Genomic DNA, 23,534 nt, shown 5'->3' with positions numbered 1-23,534 from the left:
ACATCATGGGACATGGGTATCGATCTTGGTACTGCAAACACCCTGGTTTATGTATCTGGTAAAGGTATTGTACTACAAGAACCTTCTGTAGTTGCTATCGATGTCAACGAAAAGGTAGCACTAGCAGTAGGAGAAGAAGCTAAAAAAATGCTCGGTCGCACACCTGGAAATGTGATTGCTCTCCGCCCTTTGCGGGATGGTGTAATTGCTGACTTTGATATAGCCGAGCTAATGCTGAAAAGCTTTATTCAGCGTGTAAATGAAGGTAGGTCTTTGATTTTACCCCGGATTGTCATTGGTATTCCTAGTGGCGTGACCGGAGTGGAAAGGCGAGCTGTAATGGATGCAGCTCACCAAGCAGGAGCAAGAAAAGTGTATTTAATCGATGAACCTGTAGCTGCGGCTATTGGTGCAGGATTACCTGTTGCCGAACCCACTGGCAACATGATCATCGATATTGGTGGTGGCACAACAGAAGTTGCAGTGCTGAGTCTCCAGGGTACGGTAATCAGCGAATCAGTACGCATTGCTGGCGATGAACTGACTGAATCAATCATTCAGTATATTAAGAAAGTTCATAACTTAGTCATTGGTGAACGTACTGCCGAGGATATCAAGATTCGGCTTGGTTCTGCCTATCCGACTAATGATGATAATGAGGCGATGATGGAAGTCCGAGGCTTACACCTGCTTTCTGGTTTACCGCGAACTGTAACAATCAAAGCCCCAGAAATCCGTGAAAGTATGTTGGAACCGCTATCAGTAATTATAGAAGCTGTGAAGCGGACACTGGAACGCACACCGCCAGAACTGGCCGCAGACATTATTGACAGAGGTATTATGTTAGCGGGTGGTGGTGCTTTGCTCAAAGGCATAGATACTCTCATTAGCCATGAAACAGGGATTATTACCCACATTGCTGCTGATCCTTTAAGCTGTGTTGTGCTGGGTACAGGTCGTGTGTTAGAAAACTTCAAACAGTTGGAACGGGTTGTCACCGAAAGCTCTCGCAATATGTAACAAAAAAAATATCAGACTTGAGTTCTATTTGAGTTCTATTTGGGTTTTATATAAATAGAATCCAAGTAGAACTTAATTTATATAAGTATACAAAGGTATATATGGTTACAATACGGCGTTGGTGGGATCGTAAAGGGTTACAAATTGGGTTGTTAGCTTTAGTATTTGGTAGTGCTTGGATATTGCGACAGACTCAAGGTGAATTGGTGCTTGAGACATACCAGGCAATTACCCGTCCGTTAGAGATGTTGCAGTCAGGGCCAACTCCCGAAGAACGTCTCAGAGATGCCCGGATATTGGAATTGCAAACCCGTATAGAAGATTTGGAAAGTCAAAAGACAAAGTTACAAGCTTTATTAGGCTATGTGGAAAAAGAGCCACTGGCATCACGACCGACTCCAGCACGAGTAATAGGACGTGGTGCTGACCAATGGTGGCAACAAGTCACGCTGAATCGCGGTACAAATGCGGGGATTGAGGAAGGCTTTATAGTCAAGGCAGATGGCGGATTAGTGGGTTTAGTGGAGAGTGTAACTCCCAATACTAGCCGTGTGTTGTTAATCAGTGACCTCAAGAGTCAAGTGGGTGTATTGGTTAGCCGCACGGCAGCTAAAGGCGTTTTGCGAGGAGATTCTTCTGCGGAGGCTGTACTGGAGTTTTATGAAAAAGTCCCAAATGCTAAGGTAGGAGATTTAGTTTCCACATCTACTTACAGTCAGAAATTTCCATCTGGCTTGGCAGTAGGGCGAATCAAGTCGCTAGATTTAAAGAAACTCCCGGCATCAGTGGCGAAAATTGAGCTTTTTCCACCAATCCGCTCTCTCGATTGGGTAGCTGTTTATCCAAAGCCAGAAAATCAAGAGTCAGCAAATCAAGTACCGCAAAAGTCTAAGTAATTCTTTGAAAAAATCCATATAAAAATGAAAATTCCTGCATTCGGTGGTAGCAGGCAGAAAAAGCCAAAATCGTCAGAACGAAAATCAAAATTCCAAATCCAGCCGCTTGCTCGTTGGCATCCTGCTGTACGTCAGTTGTTGAGTTGGATAGTGACGGTTGGATCTGTACTGTTATGTTTATTATTATTGCCAACCCGTCTGCCAGGTATGGAATTATTGGGTATTGGCCCTAACTGGCTGTTAATTTGGGTAGTAGCTTGGAGTGTGAAGCGCACGGTGTTTGCCGGAGCGTTGGCGGGTATAGTTCTGGGGCTACTTCAAGATTCAATGACATCACCTAACCCTTCTCATGCCATCAGTTTAGGTATAGTGGGGGCTTTAACTGGTCTGCTCCAGAAACAGCGTTTTATCGAAGAAGATTTTATTTCGATTGCTGTAATTGTCTTTGTTTTGGCAGTTTTGGCAGAAACTATCTTTGGGTTGCAATTAACTTTGCTTGGCAATGAGCGCAAGGTGACAGATATTTGGACATATTACCAGCGTGTCGCCCTTGCTTCTGCCATTCTGAGTAGTTTATGGGCACCTGTGGTCTATTACCCCCTGAATCTTTGGTGGCAGAGAATGAAATTGTTGGAGCAATAATCAAGGGAGAGACGCGATTAATCGCGTCTGTTAAGAAGGGGATAGGTTACAGGTAACAGATGACAGTAAAGAAAACTATCTCCTGTTACCTGTAACCTAAATATTTTGGGAATTTGGGCAACCTCTGGCAATATGGATTCAAGCTACAGTGAACTGTAAGTGTGAATATTACAGACTCATGTAACTTAAGACAGCGACTAATAGCGCCTAGATATTACTGTTTAATTATCAGGAGCAAAGCGCGATTCCCTTGTGGAAAGGCTGCGCGATCGCGTGCAGAATATTTACAGTGTTGCCTAAAATTATGGATAATTCCCCAGTGGTCGCTCAAGCAGATGCATCCTTACCAAATGACACTCAGGAAAATATACGAATAGTGGAGTCAGCAGTTGGATCGAATTCACCACCGAAGGAAAAGATAGGAAGTGACTTTGACTCTCGCATGATGCTGCGGTGTTTGGAACTTGCCCGCCGCGCTTTAGGGCGCACTTCGCCAAATCCTTTAGTGGGAGCGGTAATTGTCAAGGATGGCGAGATTGTTGGCGAAGGATTCCATCCTCGTGCAGGTGAGCCTCATGCAGAAGTATTTGCCTTGAGAGCAGCAGGTGTTGGCGGCGCTCGTGGTGCAACAATCTATGTCAGCCTTGAACCTTGCAATCATTATGGGCGCACTCCCCCTTGTTCGGAAGGATTGATCGAAGCAGGGGTAGCAAAAGTAGTGGTGGGTATGGTTGATCCCAATCCATTAGTAGCTGGAGGTGGTATTGCCCGTTTACGTGCGGCGGGGATCGAGGTCTTGGTAGGAGTAGAAGAGGAAGCTTGTCATCAGCTAAATGAAGGTTTTGTGCATCGCATTCTCTACAAGCGGCCTTTGGGAATTTTAAAATATGCCATGACTTTAGATGGCAAAATTGCTACTACCTCTGGTCATAGTGCCTGGGTGACAAGCCAAGAAGCCCGCAGTGAAGTACATCAGTTGCGGGCGGCTTGCGATGCAATAATTGTCGGCGGTAATACAGTTCGACAAGATAATCCTTACTTAACCACCCGTCAGGTAGAGGCACATAATCCCCTGCGGGTGGTCATGAGTCGCCGTCTCAACTTACCGGCAAGCGCCCATCTGTGGCAAACTGCGGATGCTCCAACTCTGGTGTTGACACAGAAGGGTGCTAATCCCGATTTTCAAGAACTGTTGCTCAAACAGGGTGTGGAGGTGGTGGAATTAACATCACTTACACCAGATAAGGCAATGGCATACTTATATGAGCGAGGTTTTTGTAGCGTGTTGTGGGAGTGTGGTGGTACCCTAGCTGCTAGTGCGATCGCTCAAGGAGCAGTGCAAAAAGTTTTGGCATTTATTGCCCCAAAAATCATTGGTGGTAGTATTGCTCCCACACCAGTGGGCGATTTAGGTTTTACTACTATGACTGAGGCGTTGTCTCTAGAACGTGTTCGTTGGCGTGTAGTAGGCTCTGACTGCTTAGTAGAAGGTTATTTTCCTGAAAAACCTAATAGTCAATAGTAATAACACTTGACTATTAAATAATTTATCGTGATTTTGCGTTGGCGTAGCCCGCCGTAGGCATCATGAACACTGACGTTCATGGGCAATATCACGTATAAGGGCTAGCCGAGATTGGATGTAGTGGCACAGATAATCAGTTTCGTTAGAATCTAACAACACTTGCGTTTCGGTTTGTTTCACTAACCACTGCACCAAGCTAGCATCATCCAGTTGTAAGAGGAGCTTGGCTTGGGCGGTTTCAACCACTGACCAAAGCTGACGCATGATTGTAGGAGTCATCAGACCTCAATTGAATAATTTAGCTTTGCTGTCTTCAGATTACACAATTTTGATCGTACTTTACGACATGAATGTAGAAGCTGATATAAGTATTATTAAAAACTTAATAATGGTATTTATAACTTTATAAAAATGCAGACTTTCATACCTGTGGCTTTAGCCCATGTATGAAAGCCGCTAAGACGATTTAGTAATGCAATGTTTTCTGCATACTACAATTATGCTATTTATGTTGTTTTATAAATAAAAGTCGTTAACTCAATGGCTTGGCAGTCGGCTTCTGAACTTTCAGCGAGTGTCAAACTCAGGACTTCTAAAACAACCTCTTCGTCTACGTATGTGATGAAAGCTTGTTACTATCTTAATTTATCTTGGGAAATTGGATGCATTTCATTGACTATTTTCAAAATTTGATGTCTTGCCCGGTAGGTATACAAAACGAAAATTATCAAAGTCTGCCAATTCATTAATATAGAAATATTTTCAGTTCCTAGCGCGACAGCAAAAAGTATAAATACAAACAGAAAGATACGAACCAGTTGATTTGGTAAATCTTTTGACCACTCACTTTTAGTCATACGATAAATAAAATAAGGTATCCAGCGACTAATCACTTGTGCTGTGAATAATATCGACCCAATAATATTGCTTGTTGTGACTACCAGAAAGCCAAAGTACTTGTAAGCTTGCAATAAAAAGTAAAGCCAAATTCGTGTCTGCTTATCAACAAGGTTGTAAGCATAGTAACTCACTCGTACCAACACGAGTAGACCGACCCACAGTGCCATATTAGTCAAAATCGCTACTGAGTCTAGGGCACTAATTTCGGTAGCAAAACTTTTATCACTTGAGACAACTTTAGTCAATTCCAGAATAATTAGTCCAGGAACCGCGAAAGTTACAGACCAAAGCCAAGCCTGCCATACACTGATTCGGTTCTTATACTTTTGGTACGTTTCTGAAAGCGTTGGTTTTTTCTCAAACCGTTCAGCAACTATGTCATTTTCCACATAGCCTAGTTCATAGATGCACCAGAAAGAAAGTATTAAAAAAAACATACTAATGGCATGAAGAATTGGTTGGCTATTCACCAAACTCAAACCTACTATTAAGATCACAAGATCATCTAATAATACCTTGGTCAGAAAAAACTTTTTACCTGGCCGCTTTGCTCGCTCTAGATACAAAAACGGAATATAAATGTCGGCCATAGCTGAAACATACTTTGCTTCCGGCCAAATAACTAAACATGGAGTTGCTACAGATGCAAGTAATTGGTTATCATCAACTGAGTCTGTAACTGCGATCGCACGAGCAACTTCCTTTTCTCCCAGTGATGCTGTCACTAAAAAATGTTTTCCTCGCTGTCTATCTATCCCTCCTTGCCAGAATCGACAAGGGATGACATCATCAAAAGTTATAGGTAGGTGTTTGCACAGCGGACGAATAATTAAACCAAACCCTTGGGTGGCTAGTATTACACGTAAATTCGGATTCTTAGTAAGTGCCTGGATCAGGGTAGTGTTGGCATAAGCTTGAGCTAGCTGTTTAGCTCGCCGTTGCCACAAAATTACAGTCCAGGGAAAAAGTATGGTTGCGATTAAAACTCGTATCCAATCTCGTGAAACCTCTCCTTTAATTTTCCCTGGTAGCCAATTCCACGGTTTGAGAACATTCAACAAGGTGAGCAACAAGTACCCAAGTATGCGGGGTTCTAAAGTGTTGAGATACTCTTGTGTGGAATTCCGTAGGAAGACAGTTTCATCTAAATCTACTATGATGGGTGTACCATCCGGCGCTGTTTCAATGATGTTAACTACATCAGCTACGGATGTTTCAGTTTCAATGATATTAACTACATCAGCTACGGATGTCTTAGTTTCGATGATGTTAACTACATCAGTTACGGATGTCTCAGCTTCAATGATATTTACTACATTAACTACGGAAGCTTCAGGTTCGGAAATATTTACTAAATCAGCTACGGGAACTTCAAAGTCAGCAATATTTCTTACATCAGCTTCATGTTCGGCAATATCTACTACATCAGTTACGGGGGCTTCAAGTTCAGCAATATTTGCTACATTAGGCAAGGGAGTTTCATCACTGTCACTGAGTGTATTTATCATAAGGTCAATATTTTGATATACTGATGTAATTTTTTGTGTTATCGATAATTTAATAGATTAGCACTGTTTAGCTGTAGATGGATTCACAAAATCATGTAAATTTACATCCCAGATGCTGATGTAAATAAAATTACATTGTTGGCGGATAATCTGACCCTTGACTGAGCCACTATTAAAACTAAAATTATCAGACTGACGCTGTTGTACTTGTTTGAGTCCCTGCTTTATATCTTCAGTGGCTTGTCCACCTAACATTCCATTTAAGGTAGTCTCCATTACCTGCGGGTCTACCGATTGGGCAAAAGATACCTCAGTTTGACGCAGCACTTTAGAATTACGATCAAATAAGTAGCCAAGGTCAATTTTGTTTGGCACTAGTTTGTAAACGACAGCACGGGTATTACCCCATGCGCCTCTTAAATCTCGATTTGGTTTGCCGAGGGTAGCTTCTACGATGTTTCTTGGTGTACCTGTGGGGAATGCGGGAACGCTTTGCCTGCTGGTAGTTGCAGCTAATTTACTGCGCGGCTTCTTCTGTGGCGTGGAACGCATTTCTGGTGTGGCAACTGGGCTGGCATTACCCAAAGCAGGCATTGCCTCATTCTCTGGTTCTGGCCGTGGTGTAGATACTACTGGCGCTGGAGTATCTGAAGTTACAGGCTCTTTTTCTGGCTGTGGTATAGATACAACTGGGGGATCAGAGGTTGGCAAAGGATTGGAAATTACTCGCCGTCGTGCTGGTGAAGTCGGTACAACTGGGATTGGAGAAGTTTGGGAAGAAACAGGCGGTTCGCTAGATGCAGGAGTGGGCAAAGATTCTGGCGATGGGGTAGGACTTGTGGCAATAGTTGTTTCTGGTTTTTGCTGACGAGTGATGTTAGAAATTGCTACTGTACTAAGCAAACCGCCTATCAGCAAACTACCAACAATCACAGCAGGTTTTTGCCAGTTTCTACCAGAGGAAGATGGTGCGATTGCAGAATTATTTTGTGAAGAATATAATGCCTGGGTTTGTCGAGTCGATGTAGTGGGAGAAAAAATTACTGTGGGAGTATTTGCAGCTAACTCAGGAGGTATATTATTGGCAGACTGCAAAGCATATAACATTTTACTAGCAGTGCTGTAGCGATCGCCAGCATGAGGTTTAATTGCCTGATTAAGTATCGCCGCTAATTGGGAGGAGACATGAGGGGCGTGATCTTGCCAAAGTATTTCCCCAGTTTTTAGATCAGTTTGTAATTCTTGCGGGTGTTTACCAATCAAGAGATAAATCGCTGTTAAACCTAAGCTGTAGATATCAGTGGCGTAAACTGGGCGGCCAACGGCTTGTTCGCTAGGCATATAACCAGGTGTACCAATGACGAGCGATCGCGTGGGGTATCCTGGAGTATTAACCACTGAACGGATTGTCTCTTTGACTGCCCCAAAATCAATCAAAACTGGCTTGCCATCACCAGAACGGAGAATAATATTCTCAGGCTTGATATCCCGGTGAATGATGCCTTTGCTGTGAACATAATCTAAAACTGAAAGCAGACTCAAGAGAATTTGCCGAACAGCAGTTTCACTCTCAAATCCTTTGGCTTCGACTATTTGTGTCAAGGTTTGACCGTGAATCCATTCTTGGACGAGGTAAAATTGTCCATTTTCAGAAAAGTAGGCGTAGAGTTTCGGAATTTGGTTACTACTTTCACCCAAAAACTCCAAGGTTGCTGCTTCCCGTTCAAACCGTTGTTGTATAAGGTGGTAGTTTTGCGGATCATTATTGGTTATCGGTTTTAGCTGCTTGATCACACAGCGACGGCGAGAAGGCATGTGGATATCTTCTGCCAGAAAGGTTTCGCCAAACCCACCAGCGCCGATTACCTGGATAACTTGATAGCGATTGTTTAGCAGGGTTATTGTCATGAGAAATCACAAGCGTAGACACCGGAGACATTCCGTCTCTGGGCTTGTCGTCAGACGTTGCCCTTTCCAAATGTACATCAGATGAGTTCATGAGTTATGGATACTAAATTAAGAACGCCATCTGTTCCCAATAGTTTACTGGTATGCGTGAATTCGTTTAGCATGACATAGCCCGCACTTCGACTTGGCTCAGTGACTATCGTAGACATCGCTTTTAGGTCTGCATTGCGGGTTGGAAGACTGGAAAAACTTAATATAGCTGAGATTTTGAGAGAAAACCTAAGCTTCGAGTACTTGCTGTTCTGCTGGGGGAATAACTCGCCGAAAACAGATAATCATTAAAAAGCTGTTGGTAAAATTTCCGCATTAAAGGATTGTTTGTGCAAATAGGGAATGGGAAATTAGATGACTGGAAAGAGAGAAATACCAAATTTATGACTAATTACAGATTGATTTCACATTAAAACTGTGACCAGAGAGGGTAGTTTGGCGAGACTGTTTAAACAATACAACAACTAATTTCACCCTTTGACTAAGCCGATAGTGCAATGACAAGAGCCGATCAAGTGAGTCAATCTGTTTATAGATATTTTTAAACCATTTAGTCAAAAATTTCGCTAATGCAATATAATATCAAATTCGGGTAACTATTTATGATTGTCACAGTCATTGCACTCCTTCCCTCTCGAAGAGCGGGGAGACAAAGCGTAGCTTTGGCGGGGTGGGGTTTTTGAGGTCTAGCAAGTAATCAAGCGGACATGATAGAACAGTTTGAAGACTGCTTTTTGCTTAGTGCTAGCAAGTTTTAAATCTTAGTTATCTTTGGCAGCGAAGTATCTATACTTGTATTACTTAATGAGGTCATCCACTTTACCCCCGATTTGCTTTTTTCATAAACAATGCTCAATGAAATAAACTAATTGTTGCTTTTGCGCGTCCCTGCTTCCTTAATTTGAGAATTAAATTTTTATTTAGCCAAAAATTTAAAGTATTACTTGTTCATTTAGGTACTCTTATGAAAAAATTAATTAAAGGTTTGCGCGAATTCAAAAGTAGTTATTTTCCCGCCAATGAACAACTGTTTGAACAGCTTTCTCATGGCCAAAAGCCCAGAGTACTATTTATTACTTGTTCTGATTCGCGTATCGATCCAAACCTGATTACACAAGCCGGGTTAGGTGAATTGTTTGTTATCCGCAATGCAGGTAACATTATTCCACCATTTGGTGCGACTAATGGCGGTGAAGGGGCAACAATTGAATATGCTATTCAAGCATTAGATATTCAACAAATTATTGTCTGTGGTCACTCGCATTGTGGTGCTATGAAAGGGTTAATGAAGTTAGACAGCTTGCGGATAGAAATGCCGCTTGTACATGACTGGCTCAAGTATGCAGAGGCAACCCGACGACTGGTGAAAGACAATTATAGCCAATACGAAGGAGAAGAACTCTTAGAAATAATTATTGCTGAGAATGTACTCACCCAGATCGAAAATTTACGGACTTATCCGGTGATTCACTCTAAGCTCCACCAAGGGCAACTCAGCATTTATGCTTGGATTTATCAAATCGAGACAGGAGAAATATTCGCATACGATGCAGGAAAGCACGCCTATGTCTTGCCTCAAAATCAGCTTCCCCCATCGGAGATAGATGAGACGTTACTTAGCCCACCTTCAGCTAGCAACGTGGAAATACGTTTCACTAAAACTCAACAACGGGCGCTTCAATCATCCCAGGAATCCCCTATTTCTACACATGAATGGTTTCCAATGACAGTGCTTTCTCCAGAGCAAATGGAGCGAATTTATCGAGGCTCAACAACAAACTAAAAATGTTACACACTTGTCAAAGGTCACGGATATGTTGAGACTGAATTGAAAGTATTTGACTCTTCAGTACTTAGTATGCTAAATCAATCTGCTAAAAAGCTGAAAACATTGCTATACAACAAAAGCAGGCATTGTTTTTAAAATTTTAGGACATTCTTGGGACTTAAGCGTTCTAAACTTTATCTTAACGTTTAGTTGTGATATTTAATTAATAATTTGGCATAACAGGTACTGAAGAACCAAGTATTTTTAATCAATTATTCCTTTTGATTTGCGTTCCTTCAATCACTATTTAGTCTAAACTCCAGTTAGTAAATGTCACCATCAAAAAAGAATGGAAATCACAGATGCGATCGCATCTGTGATTTGAGCAATATTGGTAAAACTACTAAAGTTTGAACAACTTAACTAAGGTTTATGGCTACCTAAGTGAATTCTATAGTTTCAACAAACTCTAAAATACTCTCCTTGATGTCTTCAGCTTCTTCTTCAACGGAATCGGGAGTTTCGCCGTTAATAAAGCTGTGCTGACTACTAACTATATACAAAAATTCACCACTGATAAAGGAGAGTAGCCCCCGGTACGCATCTAATCTGGTCGCAGTTCCATTATTTTCTTGCTTAGAAATGGTGGAACCTTTGGGCATATCAATTAATACATAGTAAGAGCCTCGCAAAGTATTTTCCAGATACTCGGTATACTCCACAGAAGCATCTGGTACATTGGCGAAAATCGCTTGGGGTATATACTTGTCTACTAAAATTGTTTGTAAATATTCTTCTTGTCCAATAGATTCCACTTCTTCTAACTGTTCCAGTGGGAAAGGATAATAATCGATTCTCAGCAGAGTACCGATGTCATCAGAAAAGCCAACTACTCCTTCCTGACTCTGAATTCTCCCACCCTGCTGCGGATCAACAGGAATCGGCACGGTAAAATTGCCTAATGGGGATTGATATGTCTGTTCGCTAAAATCTTCGATGACTACTGTCTCATCTTCATCGTCTGCATATTCTTCATCTTCTGCTTCTTGAAAGGCTGCGATTACCTCCTTGATAATTTCCTCTGCTTCTTCATCCTCCACTTCTAAGGCTGCTTGTAGCTTTTTGAGGTAAGGTTGTTTGGATTTGGGGATGGCGAGTTCTTCGTCTAAAAGCACTATCACTCCAGCAGCAAAACCATCCAGCACTAATTCGTCTGAGAGAGATACTTTGGCAACATTAAACAAAGGCCCAATTCCCTCTTCTTCTGCAATGGCTAGGAGTCGATCAACTATTTCGGCGATTTCATCCTCTGAGTATTCCTCGAAAACCTCGAATTCCCAAAGAATACCCGCTAAACTTTCTGCATCTACATCTTCAATAGATGAATCAGCGATCGCAGTCACAGTTGCGATCGCCGCCACCGCTTCCTCTGGACTTAGCGATTCCTCTGATGTCTTTGGTGAATTAAAAACCTTGTCATATTTGGTCATAAATGCTACCTGAATTAATTCCTTGATAGTAATAACAGATTGAAAGTGACAATGGTCAGTTTACCAATGGAGCGAATCTTATAGAGAAAAAGTTGGCTAATCCGTGATTTAGTCAGTATTGCTCAGGTGTAGCTAATCTCCAGCGCTAATTCAGCGTTGCTATATTCCTTTGTTTTTATCCTCTAGCAGATGAATTATATCTATCGATAGAATTATAAACTAGCTACCGATAGATACCTACACCGTGGGACGGATGTCACAATACCAAAGTTTGTAACGACATACAATACTCGAAACATTGTACTGTTGGTCTACAAGTATGAATTACATTAAATTTTGAGTTCTTTTATGGTACAAACCCCTCCATCTCAGTTTTCACCAGATCAATATAAAGTTGATTCTGCACAAGAAAAAGTACAAGCTATTATAGAAACACCACCATCAGATACTGAGATTGGCTTAGAGTTTCTTTACACCAGAGATATTGAATTTCGTCAGGAAACTATTTACTTTCTTGTGGTTGATCGCTTTTATGATGGCGATCCAGATAACAGCGAAGGTGCAAACTCAGAACTGTACGATCCAACTAGACAAGATTGGGGTAAGTACTGGGGTGGCGACTTGCAAGGTGTCATCGATAAATTAGATTATCTCAAAAACATGGGAGTGACTGCCCTTTGGTTAACTCCACTGTTTGAGCAGGTTGAAGAGTTATTTGTTGGCAATGCAGCCCTACATGGCTATTGGACAAAAGACTTTAAGCGGCTCAATCCTCGCTACATTGCTGATGGAGAAAATCCTTCTTTAAACGCTACGCAAGAAGAAAAAAATACCACATTTGATCGGTTAGTTACAGAACTGCACAAGCGGAATATGAAGTTGGTGCTAGATATTGTCTGCAACCATAGCAGCCCTGACACTAGCGGTAGTAAAGGTGAATTGTATGATGATGGTGTTAAAATTGCTGATTTCAATGATGATGTCAATCATTGGTATCACCACTATGGCGAAGTGCAAAACTGGGAAGACGATTGGCAAGTACAGAACTGTGAACTATCTGGTCTAGCAACCTTCAATGAAAACAATACTGAATATCGTCAGTATATTAAATCAGCCATTAAACAATGGCTAGACCGGGGTGTAGATGCACTGCGGGTGGATACTGTCAAGCACATGCCTATCTGGTTTTGGCAAGAATTCACTGGTGATATGAGCAATCACAAACCAGATGTATTCATTTTTGGTGAATGGATTTATAGTAATCCTACTGACGATCGCTCAGTGGAATTTGTTAACCACTCAGGCATGACACTGCTAGACTTTGGGTTGTGCGTGGCAATTCGAGCCGCATTAGGGCAAGGTTCAGAAAATGGATTCCACACAATTCAATACATTTTTGACCAAGATTATCGCTACAACGGGGCAACAGAGCTAGTTACCTTCATCGATAATCATGATATGTCCCGCTTCCAATCGCTGAACCCCGATCCAGCGATGTTGAAGGTTGCGATCGCTTTAATTATGACCTGTCGCGGTATTCCCTGCATCTATTACGGTACAGAACAATATCTGCATGACGATACCGATGGCGGTAACGATCCATATAACCGCCCAATGATGGAAAATTGGGATACTGAGAGTGAAGTTTATCGTTGCATCAGGCTACTATCTGGCTTACGGCGACTGAATCCAGCCGTGTCAATGGGTAGCCACTGGCAAAAATACTTAACAGCAGATATTTACTGTTATGTACGCCGCTATCGTGACTCTGTGTGTTTTGTAGCTTTAAACCGGGGAGGAGAAGTTACTCTACCAGAAGTAGAAACAGAATTGCCCGATGGAGAACATACTTGCGTGGTGACTCGCAACAAGTATGAAGTCAAAGATGGCAAAATTTATGACCTAGTATTAGAAGAACGCGGAGTGCTTGTTTTCAGTCACGTTGGGGAACGGATCAAAGCACAGACAATTGTGCGCGTTCAACTCAATGGCGTGGATACCAAACCCGGTGAAATTATTGTGGTGACAGGAGATTGCCCAGAGTTAGGTAACTGGGATATCAGTAAAGCATATCCTTTAGAGTACATCAACTCGAATACTTGGTCTGCGGAAATTCCCTTTGATGAGAGTACTGGTAAGCTGATTGCTTATAAATATGCTATGTGGCGCGAAGGGCGATCGCCCCTGCGGGAAAATCTCGTAAATCGCCGTTGGGTAATTGCCAAAGAAGGTACTGTAAAATGGCGCGATACCTGGGCATCGGGAAGAGAATCGTAGAAATATAGAATGAGGTAGAGTGGAGAATTAAAATTTTGATTCTTCACTCTTTATTATTTATAAATTCAAAGTAACTAAGATTACAACATTAATAAAAAATGTTGTAATCTTAGTTACCACCATTACAACTGATGACTGGTCGGCAATTTTAAAAGCAGGATCGTAAAATCCTGCGATCGCAAGTAAGGGAGACACCACCAAATACTGTTCCTTTTAACAAATCACCTTCCCCACGGGATCTAGATATCTGCGCCGCAGTATATCTAGAGAGGTTTTTTGAGCTTCAGTAGTTTTAAATAATCCTTCAGACCATTCTGATAAAAAGTGCTCGTCTTAAATTCGGACTAAAGCAAAGCGGGTATGGGCATAGGTTAAGCTGATAATCGCTTCTGTAATTGCTTTCTGTGTCATGGCAAATCACTTTACTGTTGCTTATCCATATCAGCCCAATACTTTTCGGATAAACCCAATAATCTCTCTTTTGGTCTGGGAAAAGGTAAATTCAAACCCTTTCCCTTTCCCCCAAAACCCGAAAAGTATTGCATATCAGCTATTGAAACAGTCAAACCTTAATGTCCTAAATCTTTCTTTTGCAATCGCACCTACTCAACTACTCTAAAATTAGATTACCTCACCAAACAACAACCTCAAGATGACCAGAGAATTTAACGTCATTATAGAACGCGACTCTGAAGGTTATTTTGTTGCCTCCGTGCCTAGTCTGGCAGGATGTCACACCCAAGCCAAATCTCTAGACGAACTGATAGAACGGATTAAAGAAGCTATTGAACTTTGTTTAGAGGTTGAACAAGAAAACGCCGAAGCATTAGAGTTTATCGGTGTGCAGAGGGTTTCTGTTTAAGTATGAGCAAACTACCGAGTTTGACTGGACAGGAAGTAATTACAGCTTTAAAAAAAGCAGGTTTCGAGGTAGCAAGAATACGAGTTAGTCACCATTTTTTAATACACAGTGATGGTCGTCGAACTGTTGTTCCAGTTCATTCTGGTGAAACAATTGGTTCTGGTTTGTTAGCACAGATACTCCGTGACTGTCAAATCTAGCCGTGATGAATTCCGAGAACTATTGTAAAAATTGGTAAAACTTACCCTTCTGGTGTCATTGATTCTTTTATATATGGTCTGAGATTATTTGATTTTTTCTTTCACCAGAACTACTACAATTACTATTGATGCTAGATAATGGGAAAGCTTTGACATTTTCTTGCCATTCTAGCCCGGAAACAATAACTAAGACTTATGCGAACTCACTATTGCGGCGAACTCCGAAAAGAACATATTGGAGAAACTGTTACCTTTTACGGATGGGTAGACCGTCGCCGCGATCACGGTGGTGTGATATTTTTAGATTTGCGCGATCGCTCTGGAATTGTCCAAATCGTCAGCGATCCGCAACGCACCCCCGATTCTTACGAATATGCGAACGCCCTGCGGAATGAATATGTTGTCGAAATCACTGGTAGAGTAACACAACGCCCCGAAGAATCGCTGAATACCCGCATCCCAACAGGCGAGGTAGAAATCTACGCCGATAAAATAAAACTCCTCAATGCTGTTCGCAAGCAGTTACCTTTCCAAGTTTCTGTAGCTGACACCGAGACAGTGCGCGAAGACTTGCGGCTGAAATATCGTTATTTAGATTTGCGACGCGAACGCATGGCGCAAAATTTGCAATTGCGTCATCAAATTGTCAAAGCCATGCGTCGTTATCTGGAAGATTTAGAAGGTTTTATTGAAGTTGAAACCCCAATACTTACCCGTTCTACCCCAGAAGGGGCGCGGGATTATGTTCTACCCAGCCGCGTCAATCCTGGTGAGTGGTATGCTTTGCCGCAATCGCCCCAGCTATTTAAACAATTGCTGATGGTATCCGGTTTGGATAGATATTATCAGATTGCCCGTTGCTTTCGTGACGAAGATTTACGCGCCGACAGGCAACCGGAATTTACCCAGTTGGACATGGAAATGAGCTTCATGTCCCAAGAAGAAATTATCGAACTAAACGAGAACTTAGTTTGCCATATCTTCAAAACAGTTAAAGGCATTGAGTTGCAACGTCCTTTCCCCCGCCTAACTTACGCTGAGGGGATGGAACGTTACGGTAGCGATAAACCAGATACCCGCTATGGTTTGGAATTAGTTGATGTCTCAGATATTGTCAAAGACTCCGGTTTCAAAGTCTTTCGGGACACTGTTACCAATGGCGGTATCGTCAAAATCCTACCCATTCCTAACGGTAACGATGTAATTTCTAATGTCCGCATTAAACCAGGCGGCGATTTATTTAAAGAAGCCAGCGAAGCCGGTGCTAAAGGTTTAGCTTATATCCGCGTCAGGGATGATGGCGAAATTGACACCATTGGCGCGATTAAAGACAACTTAAGCGACGAACAAAAACAGGAAATTTTACGCCGTACAGGTGCTAAAGCTGGACATTTGTTATTGTTTGGGGCTGGTGATGCTGCTACAGTTAATAAAACATTAGATAGATTACGGCAAGCGATCGCTAAAGAATTTAACTTAATCGATCCAGAAAAAATCAACTTGCTCTGGATTACAGATTTCCCGATGTTCGAGTGGAATGCGGACGAAAAACGTCTAGAAGCATTACATCACCCGTTTACAGCACCACATCCTGATGATTTGAGCGACTTAAAAACTGCACGCGCTCAAGCTTACGACTTGGTACTCAACGGCGTAGAAGTTGGCGGCGGAAGTCTGCGGATTTATCAGCGAGAAATTCAACAGCAGGTGTTTGAAGCAATTGGTTTATCTCCTGAAGAAGCACAAAGTAAATTTGGCTTTCTCTTAGAAGCATTTGAATATGGTACACCACCGCATGGTGGCATCGCCTACGGTTTAGATCGTTTGGTAATGTTGCTAGCTGGAGAAGAATCTATTCGAGATGTCATTGCTTTTCCAAAGACACAACAAGCACGTTGTTTGTTAACAGATGCACCTTCGAGTGTAGATGCTAAACAGTTGAAAGAATTGCACGTTGCTTCGACTTATAAACCAAAATCTTAACAAAGTGCAAGGGGAGTACAGACAGTTAAACTAAGCTTTTATAGCTCAGTCCCTCTTTAACTCTTCTGTTCTGTTTATTATGCTCCCTTTGCCTTTCATTAATTGCTGGACTGTATACTAAGGGAGACTCTAAACACTCTAAGTGTTCTTTTTCTACATTTTTATAAATTATGATGTGACGATCATTGGTCATTCTATGGATAGCGTAATACTCAAGATACTTAGCATCATCTTTTATCCCAAAAATAAAATTTATTTTCCAACCAGCTTGAAAAATTGAACCTTTCTGACGCTTTTGTATATTCTCTTCTGGCAAGGTAATTTTCCATTTAGCAAAATATTTATTAAATTCATTCGTAATTGCATCCATCTTTATATCCTTTAGCCAAAGTCCTCCTAGTGTAACTCCAGTACAAGTAGGGTGGAAAATGCCGATTAATTACTTGAATTGAGAAAGCAAATATTTTTCTTAGTTTCATCTACCATTTAGCTTAACAGAACAGCATTGCATATAAATCATAAGGATAATCAATGGAAGTTTTCTTAGCTAATATTAATCATCTTGAAGGTATTTCAGTATTATTTGATCAATATCGAGTTTTTTACAATCAGCCATCAAACCTTGAAGCTGCCAAAGACTTTCTCAAAGAACGTTTCAATAATAATGATTCGATAGTATTTGCAGCTAATGACAATGGAGAATTAGTTGGATTTACTCAGCTTTATCCCAGTTTTTCTTCAGTCTCGATGAAACGAATATGGATATTGAACGATTTGTATGTAGAAGAATCACATCGCCGCAGGGGAATTGCAAAACTATTGATGAGTGTTGCAGAAGAATACGCAAAAGAAAGTGGAGCCGTTAGAGTAATTTTAGCTACTCAAATTTCTAACATAACGGCGCAAAAACTCTATGAAGCGCGAGATTACGTTAAGAATGAAGAGTTTTACCATTATGCTTTGCGGTTGCAATAGTGGCATAACAACAAACAAACTCAAAGCCTTAGAGCTTTTTGCTGGTATGGGTGGGTTTCGCCTTTACAGCAACCGCCAGAAATTGGCTATTTAACAATTTTTAATGCACTACAGTGGCGATCGCAATACGGTAGGATTGTTCAGGTAGCAACTACGACGACAACAGTAATCATTAAGATTGTAGGGAGCAGGGGGAAAGAGGGTTTTCCGATTTTTGCATAGATGTGGTAACTGTAACTAATTAGCCGGACATGATATCAAAACAAAAAAAACCCACCGTAGCGGGTTACACAACAAAACTATGAACAATGAAAACTTGATTTAGCTGGAATATCTCATCTCAGCTTCCAGCTGACGAATCAGCTGTTCGTCACCTTTTGCTCTGGCTATTTGCAAGCGATGCTCTAGGCTTCTTTGAATATTCGCTCTGTGAGCTTCTTGTGATTTGCTTACACTTTGTAGTCTATTTTGACTCATAGTGATTACCTGCTTTAATTATTCGTTTTATCTTGTATCCCTAACATAACACATATTTTGTAGCTGTTGCTACAGAAAATAATTTTTTATATAATTTGACCGAAATATGTCCCAGAATCAGATAGGGCAACAACCACTCGTAACTTTGTTGAGCGATTTTAGCGATCGCGATGTTTATGTCGCCATAATGAAAGGAGTCATAGCCCAAATCAACCCCAGACTGACGGTGGTAGACTTAACGCACCAAATTCAGCCGCAAGATATCGCCGCAGCCAGGTTTAGCCTAATGAATGCTTATGCCTATTTCCCCGTTGGGACAGTGTATGTAGCAGTAGTAGATCCAGGTGTGGGAAGCAAGCGACGAGCGATCGCAGTAGAATTTGCTCAAGGGTTTTTGGTAGGCCCAGATAATGGTATCTTTAGCGGAGTACTCAGTCAAAGTCCTGCGATCGCAGCCGTTGAACTCACAAATCTTAACTATTGGCGAACTCCTCAACCAAGTAAAACTTTTCACGGTAGAGATATCTTTGCACCAGTAGGAGCTAATCTTGCTAGTGGTGTCCCCCTCAAACAGCTGGGACAAGAAATTGATCCAGCAAGTTTGGTAAAGCTGGACATAAGCAACTGCAAACAAACAACCAATGGTGTAGCGGGTTGCATTCAATATATTGACCACTTTGGCAACTTAGTAAGCAATATTGCAGGGACTCACGTACAAGGCAAAACTTGGTGTGTGCAAGTCGCTGGGTTGAGTATCCCAGGCTGTGAAACTTATAGTGATGTCAACGTTGGAGAGATCATAGCTTTAGTTGGCAGTCACGGCTGGGTAGAAATTGCCATTAATCGTGGCAATGCTCACTCACAGTTACAGATTAATTTACAAGATGCACTACAAGTTTTATTTGTATAACACTTGAATTGCAATAAAACAACTGGTGAAAGATGTAACTTTAAAAATGGTGACATAAAGTTTGTTTTATTGCCCATAATAATAAAAGTAACCCTTGAACAATTTCCTGTTGTACTCTACTAGAGAATCATCATTATATTCTTAACTATGACTACACAAACACTGTCTGCACCAGAAGTTTATCAAGGTCAGTTTGGCGAATTTACAATTACTCAAAGCGATCGCACTGGCGTAATTATCTACCGTGCTGGATTAATGGTAGCAGCACTGAGCTTTGCTATAGGCAGCGCTTTGGTTTTACTCAACAATACCCCAACTGTTATAACTGCGCTAACACCTCTATATGCTTGTTTTAGTCTCGCTCTTGGTGTAAGTTTATTTACCATTCATATTTACATGGTATCACTGCACCGAACGTTACAAATTTTTTGGGCAATCGGTAATATCGCATCAGTGATATTGGCACTATCTAGTAGTGAACCTTTGGCTCTTGCGGTTTACAATCAGCCGATTACCTTATTCGGAATTGGTTTTATCTTCGTTGCGTTGACAGGTATTTATTTTAAAGAGGCTTTTTGCTTCAATCGCCTGGAAACTAAAGTATTAACCCCAATAGTACCGCTACTATTGTTAGGACATTTAGTAGGAATTTTACCAACTCAGGCAGAAAGTATTTTATTAGGAATTTGGGCAACGTTATTTTTAGTATTTGCTGTGCGAAAGACAGTACAAGCAATTCCTGCTGATATTGGAGATAAGTCTGTATTTACTTACTTGAAAGAACAACGTTTAGCTAAGGTTTAATGCGGACAAAAAATCGTCAGCGTCAAAATTTTCCAAAAATCAAATTAATCAAACGCCAAGAAATCTGGACACTTACGGCTCAGGGCTGGGCGATTGCGATCGCTTTGATTGTTTATTTAATATTTTTCGCCATTACTCATGTACACTCATTTCTTGCTGTAACTTCCCCGATCAAATCAGCAGAAGTATTAATTGTCGAAGGATGGCTACCAGATTATGCTGTAGAGGAAGCATTGGCTGAATTTAAAATCGGTTCTTATCGTCAAATAGTTACTACCGGAGGCTCATTAGGAAAAGGAAGCCATCTTACCAAATATAATAACTTTGCAGAAGTGACAGCCGCCACTTTGATAAAACTCGGTTTAGAAGCAGAAAAAGTGGTAGCTGTTCCTACACCTTTCGTAGTTAAAGATCGCAGCTATGCGTCTGCTGCTGAATTTTATCGTTGGCTATCCAATTCAAATTTACAGATAAAATCAATTAATCTTTTTTCATTGGATGCTCATACTCGTAGGAGTTGGCTACTTTTCAAAAAATTACTGAATCCTAATATCAAAGTTGGTGTGATTGCTGCTCAAACGCAAGATTACAATCCAGAAAAATGGTGGGTTTCCAGCGCAGGTGTGCGAACAATTATTGATGAAGGCATAGCTTATATTTATGCAAGATTTTTGAATTGGAAAGCTTAATACTGTTTCTTTATGAAGCTGCGCCAAATCTCTTAATTTATTATTTCTTCTCTTCGATACGCTTCTCTACGAGAGGCTTCGCCAACGCGAAGGTGCTCTTGGCGGTTTGTTTCTCGTTTACGTGAGGTACACTCGTAGGGGCACGGCATGCCGTGCCCCTACAACTAGGAAAGAGTCTTTTTCCCAATTTGGTTGGGGTTTGAATCCCCATCAAAATTGTCCCAGTCCCTAGTTCAACTACTTACCGAGAATTTGTAATAATGCTTGCCGATAAATTTTTAGACCTTCTGCATTCAGATGCTCACCATCACTGGTCAAATTATCTTTAAGAACATTATTTTCATACAAGGGTGCTAATCCTGATGCTGCGACTGGTACTTTTTCTGCTTCAGCAACTTGATTAATCAGAACATTAATTTGTTCAACTCGAGACAGTGGGGCTGCTACAGTTGGATCTGAGCTTGCTGCAACTGTAGAATAAAAAGCCGGGATTAGAAAAATCTCTTTAGTTCCCATTGTGCGGACTAGTGCGATCGCTTCTTGTAAATTTTTGCTAAACAACTCATCACTAGCTCCATACCAAGCATCATTTCCACCTATTGCAATAATGGCTTTTTCACATTTCACCTTAGTAGGAATTAAAATTTTCAGTTGTTCCAGTAATGAAATTGTACTCAGTCCATTTAACCCAAAATTAAAAGTACCGCTCCCAAGTGTGTTACCAAGTCCGGCTGAAATAGAATCGCCAAATAAACAACCTGAAAACTGTTTATTTTGGGCGGCGAGTGTCTGATATTGCAGGGCAATTTTGCCTAAAGGTGAAGAACTTACATTATCTTTTGGTGGTGCATCAGCAGCACTAGAAGATGAATTTGCCATACCAACTAGTTTAGAAATTTTTGACACATCAACAACTAGTTGATTACTGGGATAAGCTTCTAGAAAGGTAGTTATTCCTAAACCTTCTGGTGATCTTGCTCCTATGATCATGGCAGATCGTAGGGCTTGTATACTGGCTTGATCGCGACGGGCGATCGCTTGGGATGCAAAAGATAAAATTTGCTTGCCCATTCCTGTATTTAGCAGTTTATCTAAAGCCACAATATCTAGAGACATTTTCACTTGCAGAGCATCTTGAAACTTCTCTTTCTCTTTAGCGCTGAGGTAATCTAAGAAAGATTGCAAATCGCTAGAAGCCTTTTGCGTCTCGCCATAGTTGCGTATATCTGCCACCGGAATCGATTGCTCAAACAATCCGTATCTGACAGTGACTTTTTCGGCTGCCAAACTAGGCAATAAACCAAGGCCACTATGCACCAGTAAAAATATTAAGCACCCGGATAGGCTTATTAGCAGACGATAGAAATATTTCATCACAGAAGATAGTGAAATAGTCAAGAGTAGGTTAGCACAGTTGGACTAACCTATTCTCCCTCAGCATTAACACCCAAGCCTAATTTGGGAATACTCAATCCAGTAGGCGTGAGGATGGAACAGTGGTAGAAGAAGGTGCATATTGGCTAGCTTGGGCACAAATTTCTGGAATTGGCCCGGTATTACTGCGACGGCTGCAACAGCATTTTGGTACGCTAGCAACAGCTTGGAACGCCACTAAAGTTCAGTTGGCAGAAGTAGAGGGTTTTGGTTTGCAAACACTAGAAAAAGTAGTACAACAGCGATCGCGTTTGCAGCCAGAACAACTATTTACCAAGCATCAGGAGGAAAACTCTCATTTCTGGACACCAGCTGATGCAGATTATCCCCGCTTACTGCTGGAGACTCCAAGTCCACCGCCGATTTTGTACTATCGCGGTGAAGTCGAACTCCAAGAAAATTTCGGACAAAAACCGATGGTTGGGATTGTCGGCACACGCCAACCTTCAGAATATGGTATCCGTTGGGCTCGCCAAGTTAGTACAGCCTTGGCTAAAAATGGCTTTACCGTTGTTTCTGGTATGGCTGAGGGAATTGACACAGAAAGCCACAGTGCCGCCATGAAAGCAGGTGGACGCATGATCGCAGTTTTAGGAACTGGTGTAGATGTTATTTATCCACATAAAAATCGGGATTTGTACAAGCAAATTTTGACGGCTGGATTAGTTGTAAGTGAGTACCCCACCAAAACCCCACCCGATCGCACTCACTTTCCCCGTCGCAACAGGATTATTGCAGGTTTAAGCCGCGCCATCCTAGTAATAGAAGCGCCGCTAAAATCTGGTGCGTTAATTACAGCCACATACGCAAATGAATTTGGTAGAGATGTCTATGCATTACCTGGAAGACTAGACGATTATCCATCCCAAGGGTGTTTAAAATTACTGAGTCAGGGAGCTTCGTTCATTCTTAAAGAACTAGACGAATTGTTAACAATGCTAGGAGCAATACCACAAATTGATGCAATTGAGGCTTCTACAGCACCAGAGCAGTTAATACCAACTTTATCACCAGAATTGCAAAGGGTAATGGATGCGATCGCAAGTGAAGCTTTACCCTTTGATTTTATTGTCCAACAAACCGGCATGGCTGCTGGCTCAGTTTCCGGCGCTTTATTACAGTTGGAACTTATGGGTTTTGTTTCGCAACTACCAGGAATGCGGTATCAAAAAAGTTAAAACACAACAGTATAATTTAGCTTTAAAAACAAAAAGC

The 23,534-nt window shown here is 41.4% G+C and carries 21 protein-coding genes; 14 read left to right on the top strand and 7 right to left on the bottom strand.

Annotation, left to right across the window (positions count from 1 at the left end; genetic code table 11):
* The first annotated feature begins 12 nt into the window (after positions 1-12).
* From H6G97_RS18970 to ribD, 4 genes are all read left to right on the top strand, one after another.
* A complete protein-coding gene (locus tag H6G97_RS18970; protein ID WP_190942265.1) occupies positions 13-1,020 on the top strand; it encodes a rod shape-determining protein in 1,008 nt (335 codons plus the stop codon).
* A 101-nt stretch (positions 1,021-1,121) separates the two neighbouring features.
* Positions 1,122-1,916 (top strand): rod shape-determining protein MreC, encoded by a 795-nt coding sequence (mreC, locus tag H6G97_RS18965; protein WP_190942264.1) that lies wholly within the window; start codon positions 1,122-1,124, stop codon positions 1,914-1,916.
* Between the two features lie 24 nt (positions 1,917-1,940).
* Positions 1,941-2,558, top strand: coding sequence for a rod shape-determining protein MreD (gene mreD, locus H6G97_RS18960; RefSeq protein WP_190942263.1), 618 nt, complete (start codon positions 1,941-1,943; stop codon positions 2,556-2,558).
* 304 nt (positions 2,559-2,862) lie between these two features.
* Complete coding sequence (gene ribD / locus H6G97_RS18955) at positions 2,863-4,080, top strand: bifunctional diaminohydroxyphosphoribosylaminopyrimidine deaminase/5-amino-6-(5-phosphoribosylamino)uracil reductase RibD (RefSeq protein WP_190942284.1); 1,218 nt, start codon at positions 2,863-2,865, stop codon at positions 4,078-4,080.
* Positions 4,081-4,143: 63 nt separating this feature from the next.
* On the opposite strand, the gene H6G97_RS18950 is transcribed toward ribD, so the two are convergent.
* The 3 genes from H6G97_RS18950 to H6G97_RS18940 all read right to left on the bottom strand — a co-directional run bounded on the left by H6G97_RS18950 (position 4,144) and on the right by H6G97_RS18940 (position 8,399).
* Positions 4,144-4,362: a hypothetical protein gene (locus tag H6G97_RS18950; RefSeq protein ID WP_109012126.1), complete on the bottom strand. Its 219-nt coding sequence runs from the start codon at positions 4,360-4,362 to the stop codon at positions 4,144-4,146.
* A gap of 356 nt (positions 4,363-4,718) precedes the next feature.
* Positions 4,719-6,491 carry an HAD family hydrolase gene (locus H6G97_RS18945; RefSeq protein WP_199349473.1) on the bottom strand — a complete coding sequence of 591 codons (1,773 nt, stop codon included), beginning with the start codon at positions 6,489-6,491 and terminating at the stop codon, positions 4,719-4,721.
* Positions 6,492-6,548: 57 nt separating this feature from the next.
* A complete protein-coding gene (locus tag H6G97_RS18940; protein WP_190942262.1) occupies positions 6,549-8,399 on the bottom strand; it encodes a serine/threonine-protein kinase in 1,851 nt (616 codons plus the stop codon).
* A gap of 1,015 nt (positions 8,400-9,414) precedes the next feature.
* On the opposite strand from H6G97_RS18940, the gene H6G97_RS18935 reads away from it, so the two are divergent.
* A complete protein-coding gene (locus H6G97_RS18935) occupies positions 9,415-10,233 on the top strand; it encodes a carbonic anhydrase (protein ID WP_190942261.1) in 819 nt (272 codons plus the stop codon).
* Positions 10,234-10,658: 425 nt separating this feature from the next.
* Here the strand turns inward: H6G97_RS18935 and H6G97_RS18930 are convergent, their stop codons facing one another.
* The gene (locus H6G97_RS18930; protein ID WP_190942260.1) at positions 10,659-11,708 is read right to left on the bottom strand and encodes a tellurite resistance TerB family protein; all 1,050 of its coding nucleotides are present in this window, start codon (positions 11,706-11,708) and stop codon (positions 10,659-10,661) included.
* 348 nt (positions 11,709-12,056) lie between these two features.
* Here H6G97_RS18930 and H6G97_RS18925 point away from each other — a divergent pair, with 348 nt between their 5' ends.
* From H6G97_RS18925 to aspS, 4 genes are all read left to right on the top strand, one after another.
* Positions 12,057-13,985 carry an alpha-amylase family glycosyl hydrolase gene (locus H6G97_RS18925; RefSeq protein WP_190942259.1) on the top strand — a complete coding sequence of 643 codons (1,929 nt, stop codon included), beginning with the start codon at positions 12,057-12,059 and terminating at the stop codon, positions 13,983-13,985.
* Positions 13,986-14,637: 652 nt separating this feature from the next.
* A complete protein-coding gene (locus H6G97_RS18920) occupies positions 14,638-14,847 on the top strand; it encodes a type II toxin-antitoxin system HicB family antitoxin (protein WP_185586674.1) in 210 nt (69 codons plus the stop codon).
* Between the two features lie 2 nt (positions 14,848-14,849).
* Positions 14,850-15,047 carry a type II toxin-antitoxin system HicA family toxin gene (locus tag H6G97_RS18915; protein ID WP_242054991.1) on the top strand — a complete coding sequence of 66 codons (198 nt, stop codon included), beginning with the start codon at positions 14,850-14,852 and terminating at the stop codon, positions 15,045-15,047.
* Between the two features lie 195 nt (positions 15,048-15,242).
* Entirely contained in the window at positions 15,243-17,030 is a 1,788-nt protein-coding gene (gene aspS / locus H6G97_RS18910) for an aspartate--tRNA ligase (protein WP_190942258.1), read from the top strand.
* A 25-nt stretch (positions 17,031-17,055) separates the two neighbouring features.
* Here the strand turns inward: aspS and H6G97_RS18905 are convergent, their stop codons facing one another.
* Positions 17,056-17,400, bottom strand: a complete 345-nt coding sequence (locus tag H6G97_RS18905) for a hypothetical protein (RefSeq protein WP_190942257.1) — start codon at positions 17,398-17,400, stop codon at positions 17,056-17,058.
* Positions 17,401-17,561: 161 nt separating this feature from the next.
* Between H6G97_RS18905 and H6G97_RS18900 the strand changes: the two genes are divergently transcribed.
* A complete protein-coding gene (locus tag H6G97_RS18900; RefSeq protein WP_190942256.1) occupies positions 17,562-18,005 on the top strand; it encodes a GNAT family N-acetyltransferase in 444 nt (147 codons plus the stop codon).
* Positions 18,006-18,326: 321 nt separating this feature from the next.
* Here H6G97_RS18900 and pirA read toward each other — a convergent pair whose 3' ends face one another.
* Positions 18,327-18,482 carry an arginine synthesis PII-interacting regulator PirA gene (gene pirA, locus H6G97_RS18895; protein WP_190942255.1) on the bottom strand — a complete coding sequence of 52 codons (156 nt, stop codon included), beginning with the start codon at positions 18,480-18,482 and terminating at the stop codon, positions 18,327-18,329.
* Positions 18,483-18,588: 106 nt separating this feature from the next.
* Between pirA and H6G97_RS18890 the strand changes: the two genes are divergently transcribed.
* From H6G97_RS18890 to H6G97_RS18880, 3 genes are all read left to right on the top strand, one after another.
* Complete coding sequence (locus H6G97_RS18890) at positions 18,589-19,392, top strand: SAM hydrolase/SAM-dependent halogenase family protein (protein WP_190942254.1); 804 nt, start codon at positions 18,589-18,591, stop codon at positions 19,390-19,392.
* A gap of 147 nt (positions 19,393-19,539) precedes the next feature.
* Positions 19,540-20,196 carry a DUF2301 domain-containing membrane protein gene (locus H6G97_RS18885; RefSeq protein WP_190942253.1) on the top strand — a complete coding sequence of 219 codons (657 nt, stop codon included), beginning with the start codon at positions 19,540-19,542 and terminating at the stop codon, positions 20,194-20,196.
* Positions 20,196-20,885: a YdcF family protein gene (locus H6G97_RS18880; RefSeq protein WP_190942252.1), complete on the top strand. Its 690-nt coding sequence runs from the start codon at positions 20,196-20,198 to the stop codon at positions 20,883-20,885. Before H6G97_RS18885 ends, H6G97_RS18880 begins: the two co-directional genes overlap by 1 nt.
* 237 nt (positions 20,886-21,122) lie before the next feature.
* On the opposite strand, the gene H6G97_RS18875 is transcribed toward H6G97_RS18880, so the two are convergent.
* On the bottom strand, positions 21,123-22,283 hold the full coding sequence (locus tag H6G97_RS18875; protein WP_242054990.1) for an SGNH/GDSL hydrolase family protein: 1,161 nt from the start codon (positions 22,281-22,283) through the stop codon (positions 21,123-21,125).
* Between the two features lie 98 nt (positions 22,284-22,381).
* Here H6G97_RS18875 and dprA point away from each other — a divergent pair, with 98 nt between their 5' ends.
* Positions 22,382-23,497 (top strand): DNA-processing protein DprA, encoded by a 1,116-nt coding sequence (dprA, locus tag H6G97_RS18870; protein WP_190942251.1) that lies wholly within the window; start codon positions 22,382-22,384, stop codon positions 23,495-23,497.
* Positions 23,498-23,534 lie beyond the last annotated feature (37 nt).

Source organism: Nostoc flagelliforme FACHB-838 (assembly GCF_014698065.1).
Taxonomy (GTDB): Bacteria; Cyanobacteriota; Cyanobacteriia; order Cyanobacteriales; family Nostocaceae; genus Nostoc; species Nostoc flagelliforme_B.
Note: the sequence above shows the minus strand (reverse complement) of the source record. Positions and strands in the feature narration are given on the sequence as shown.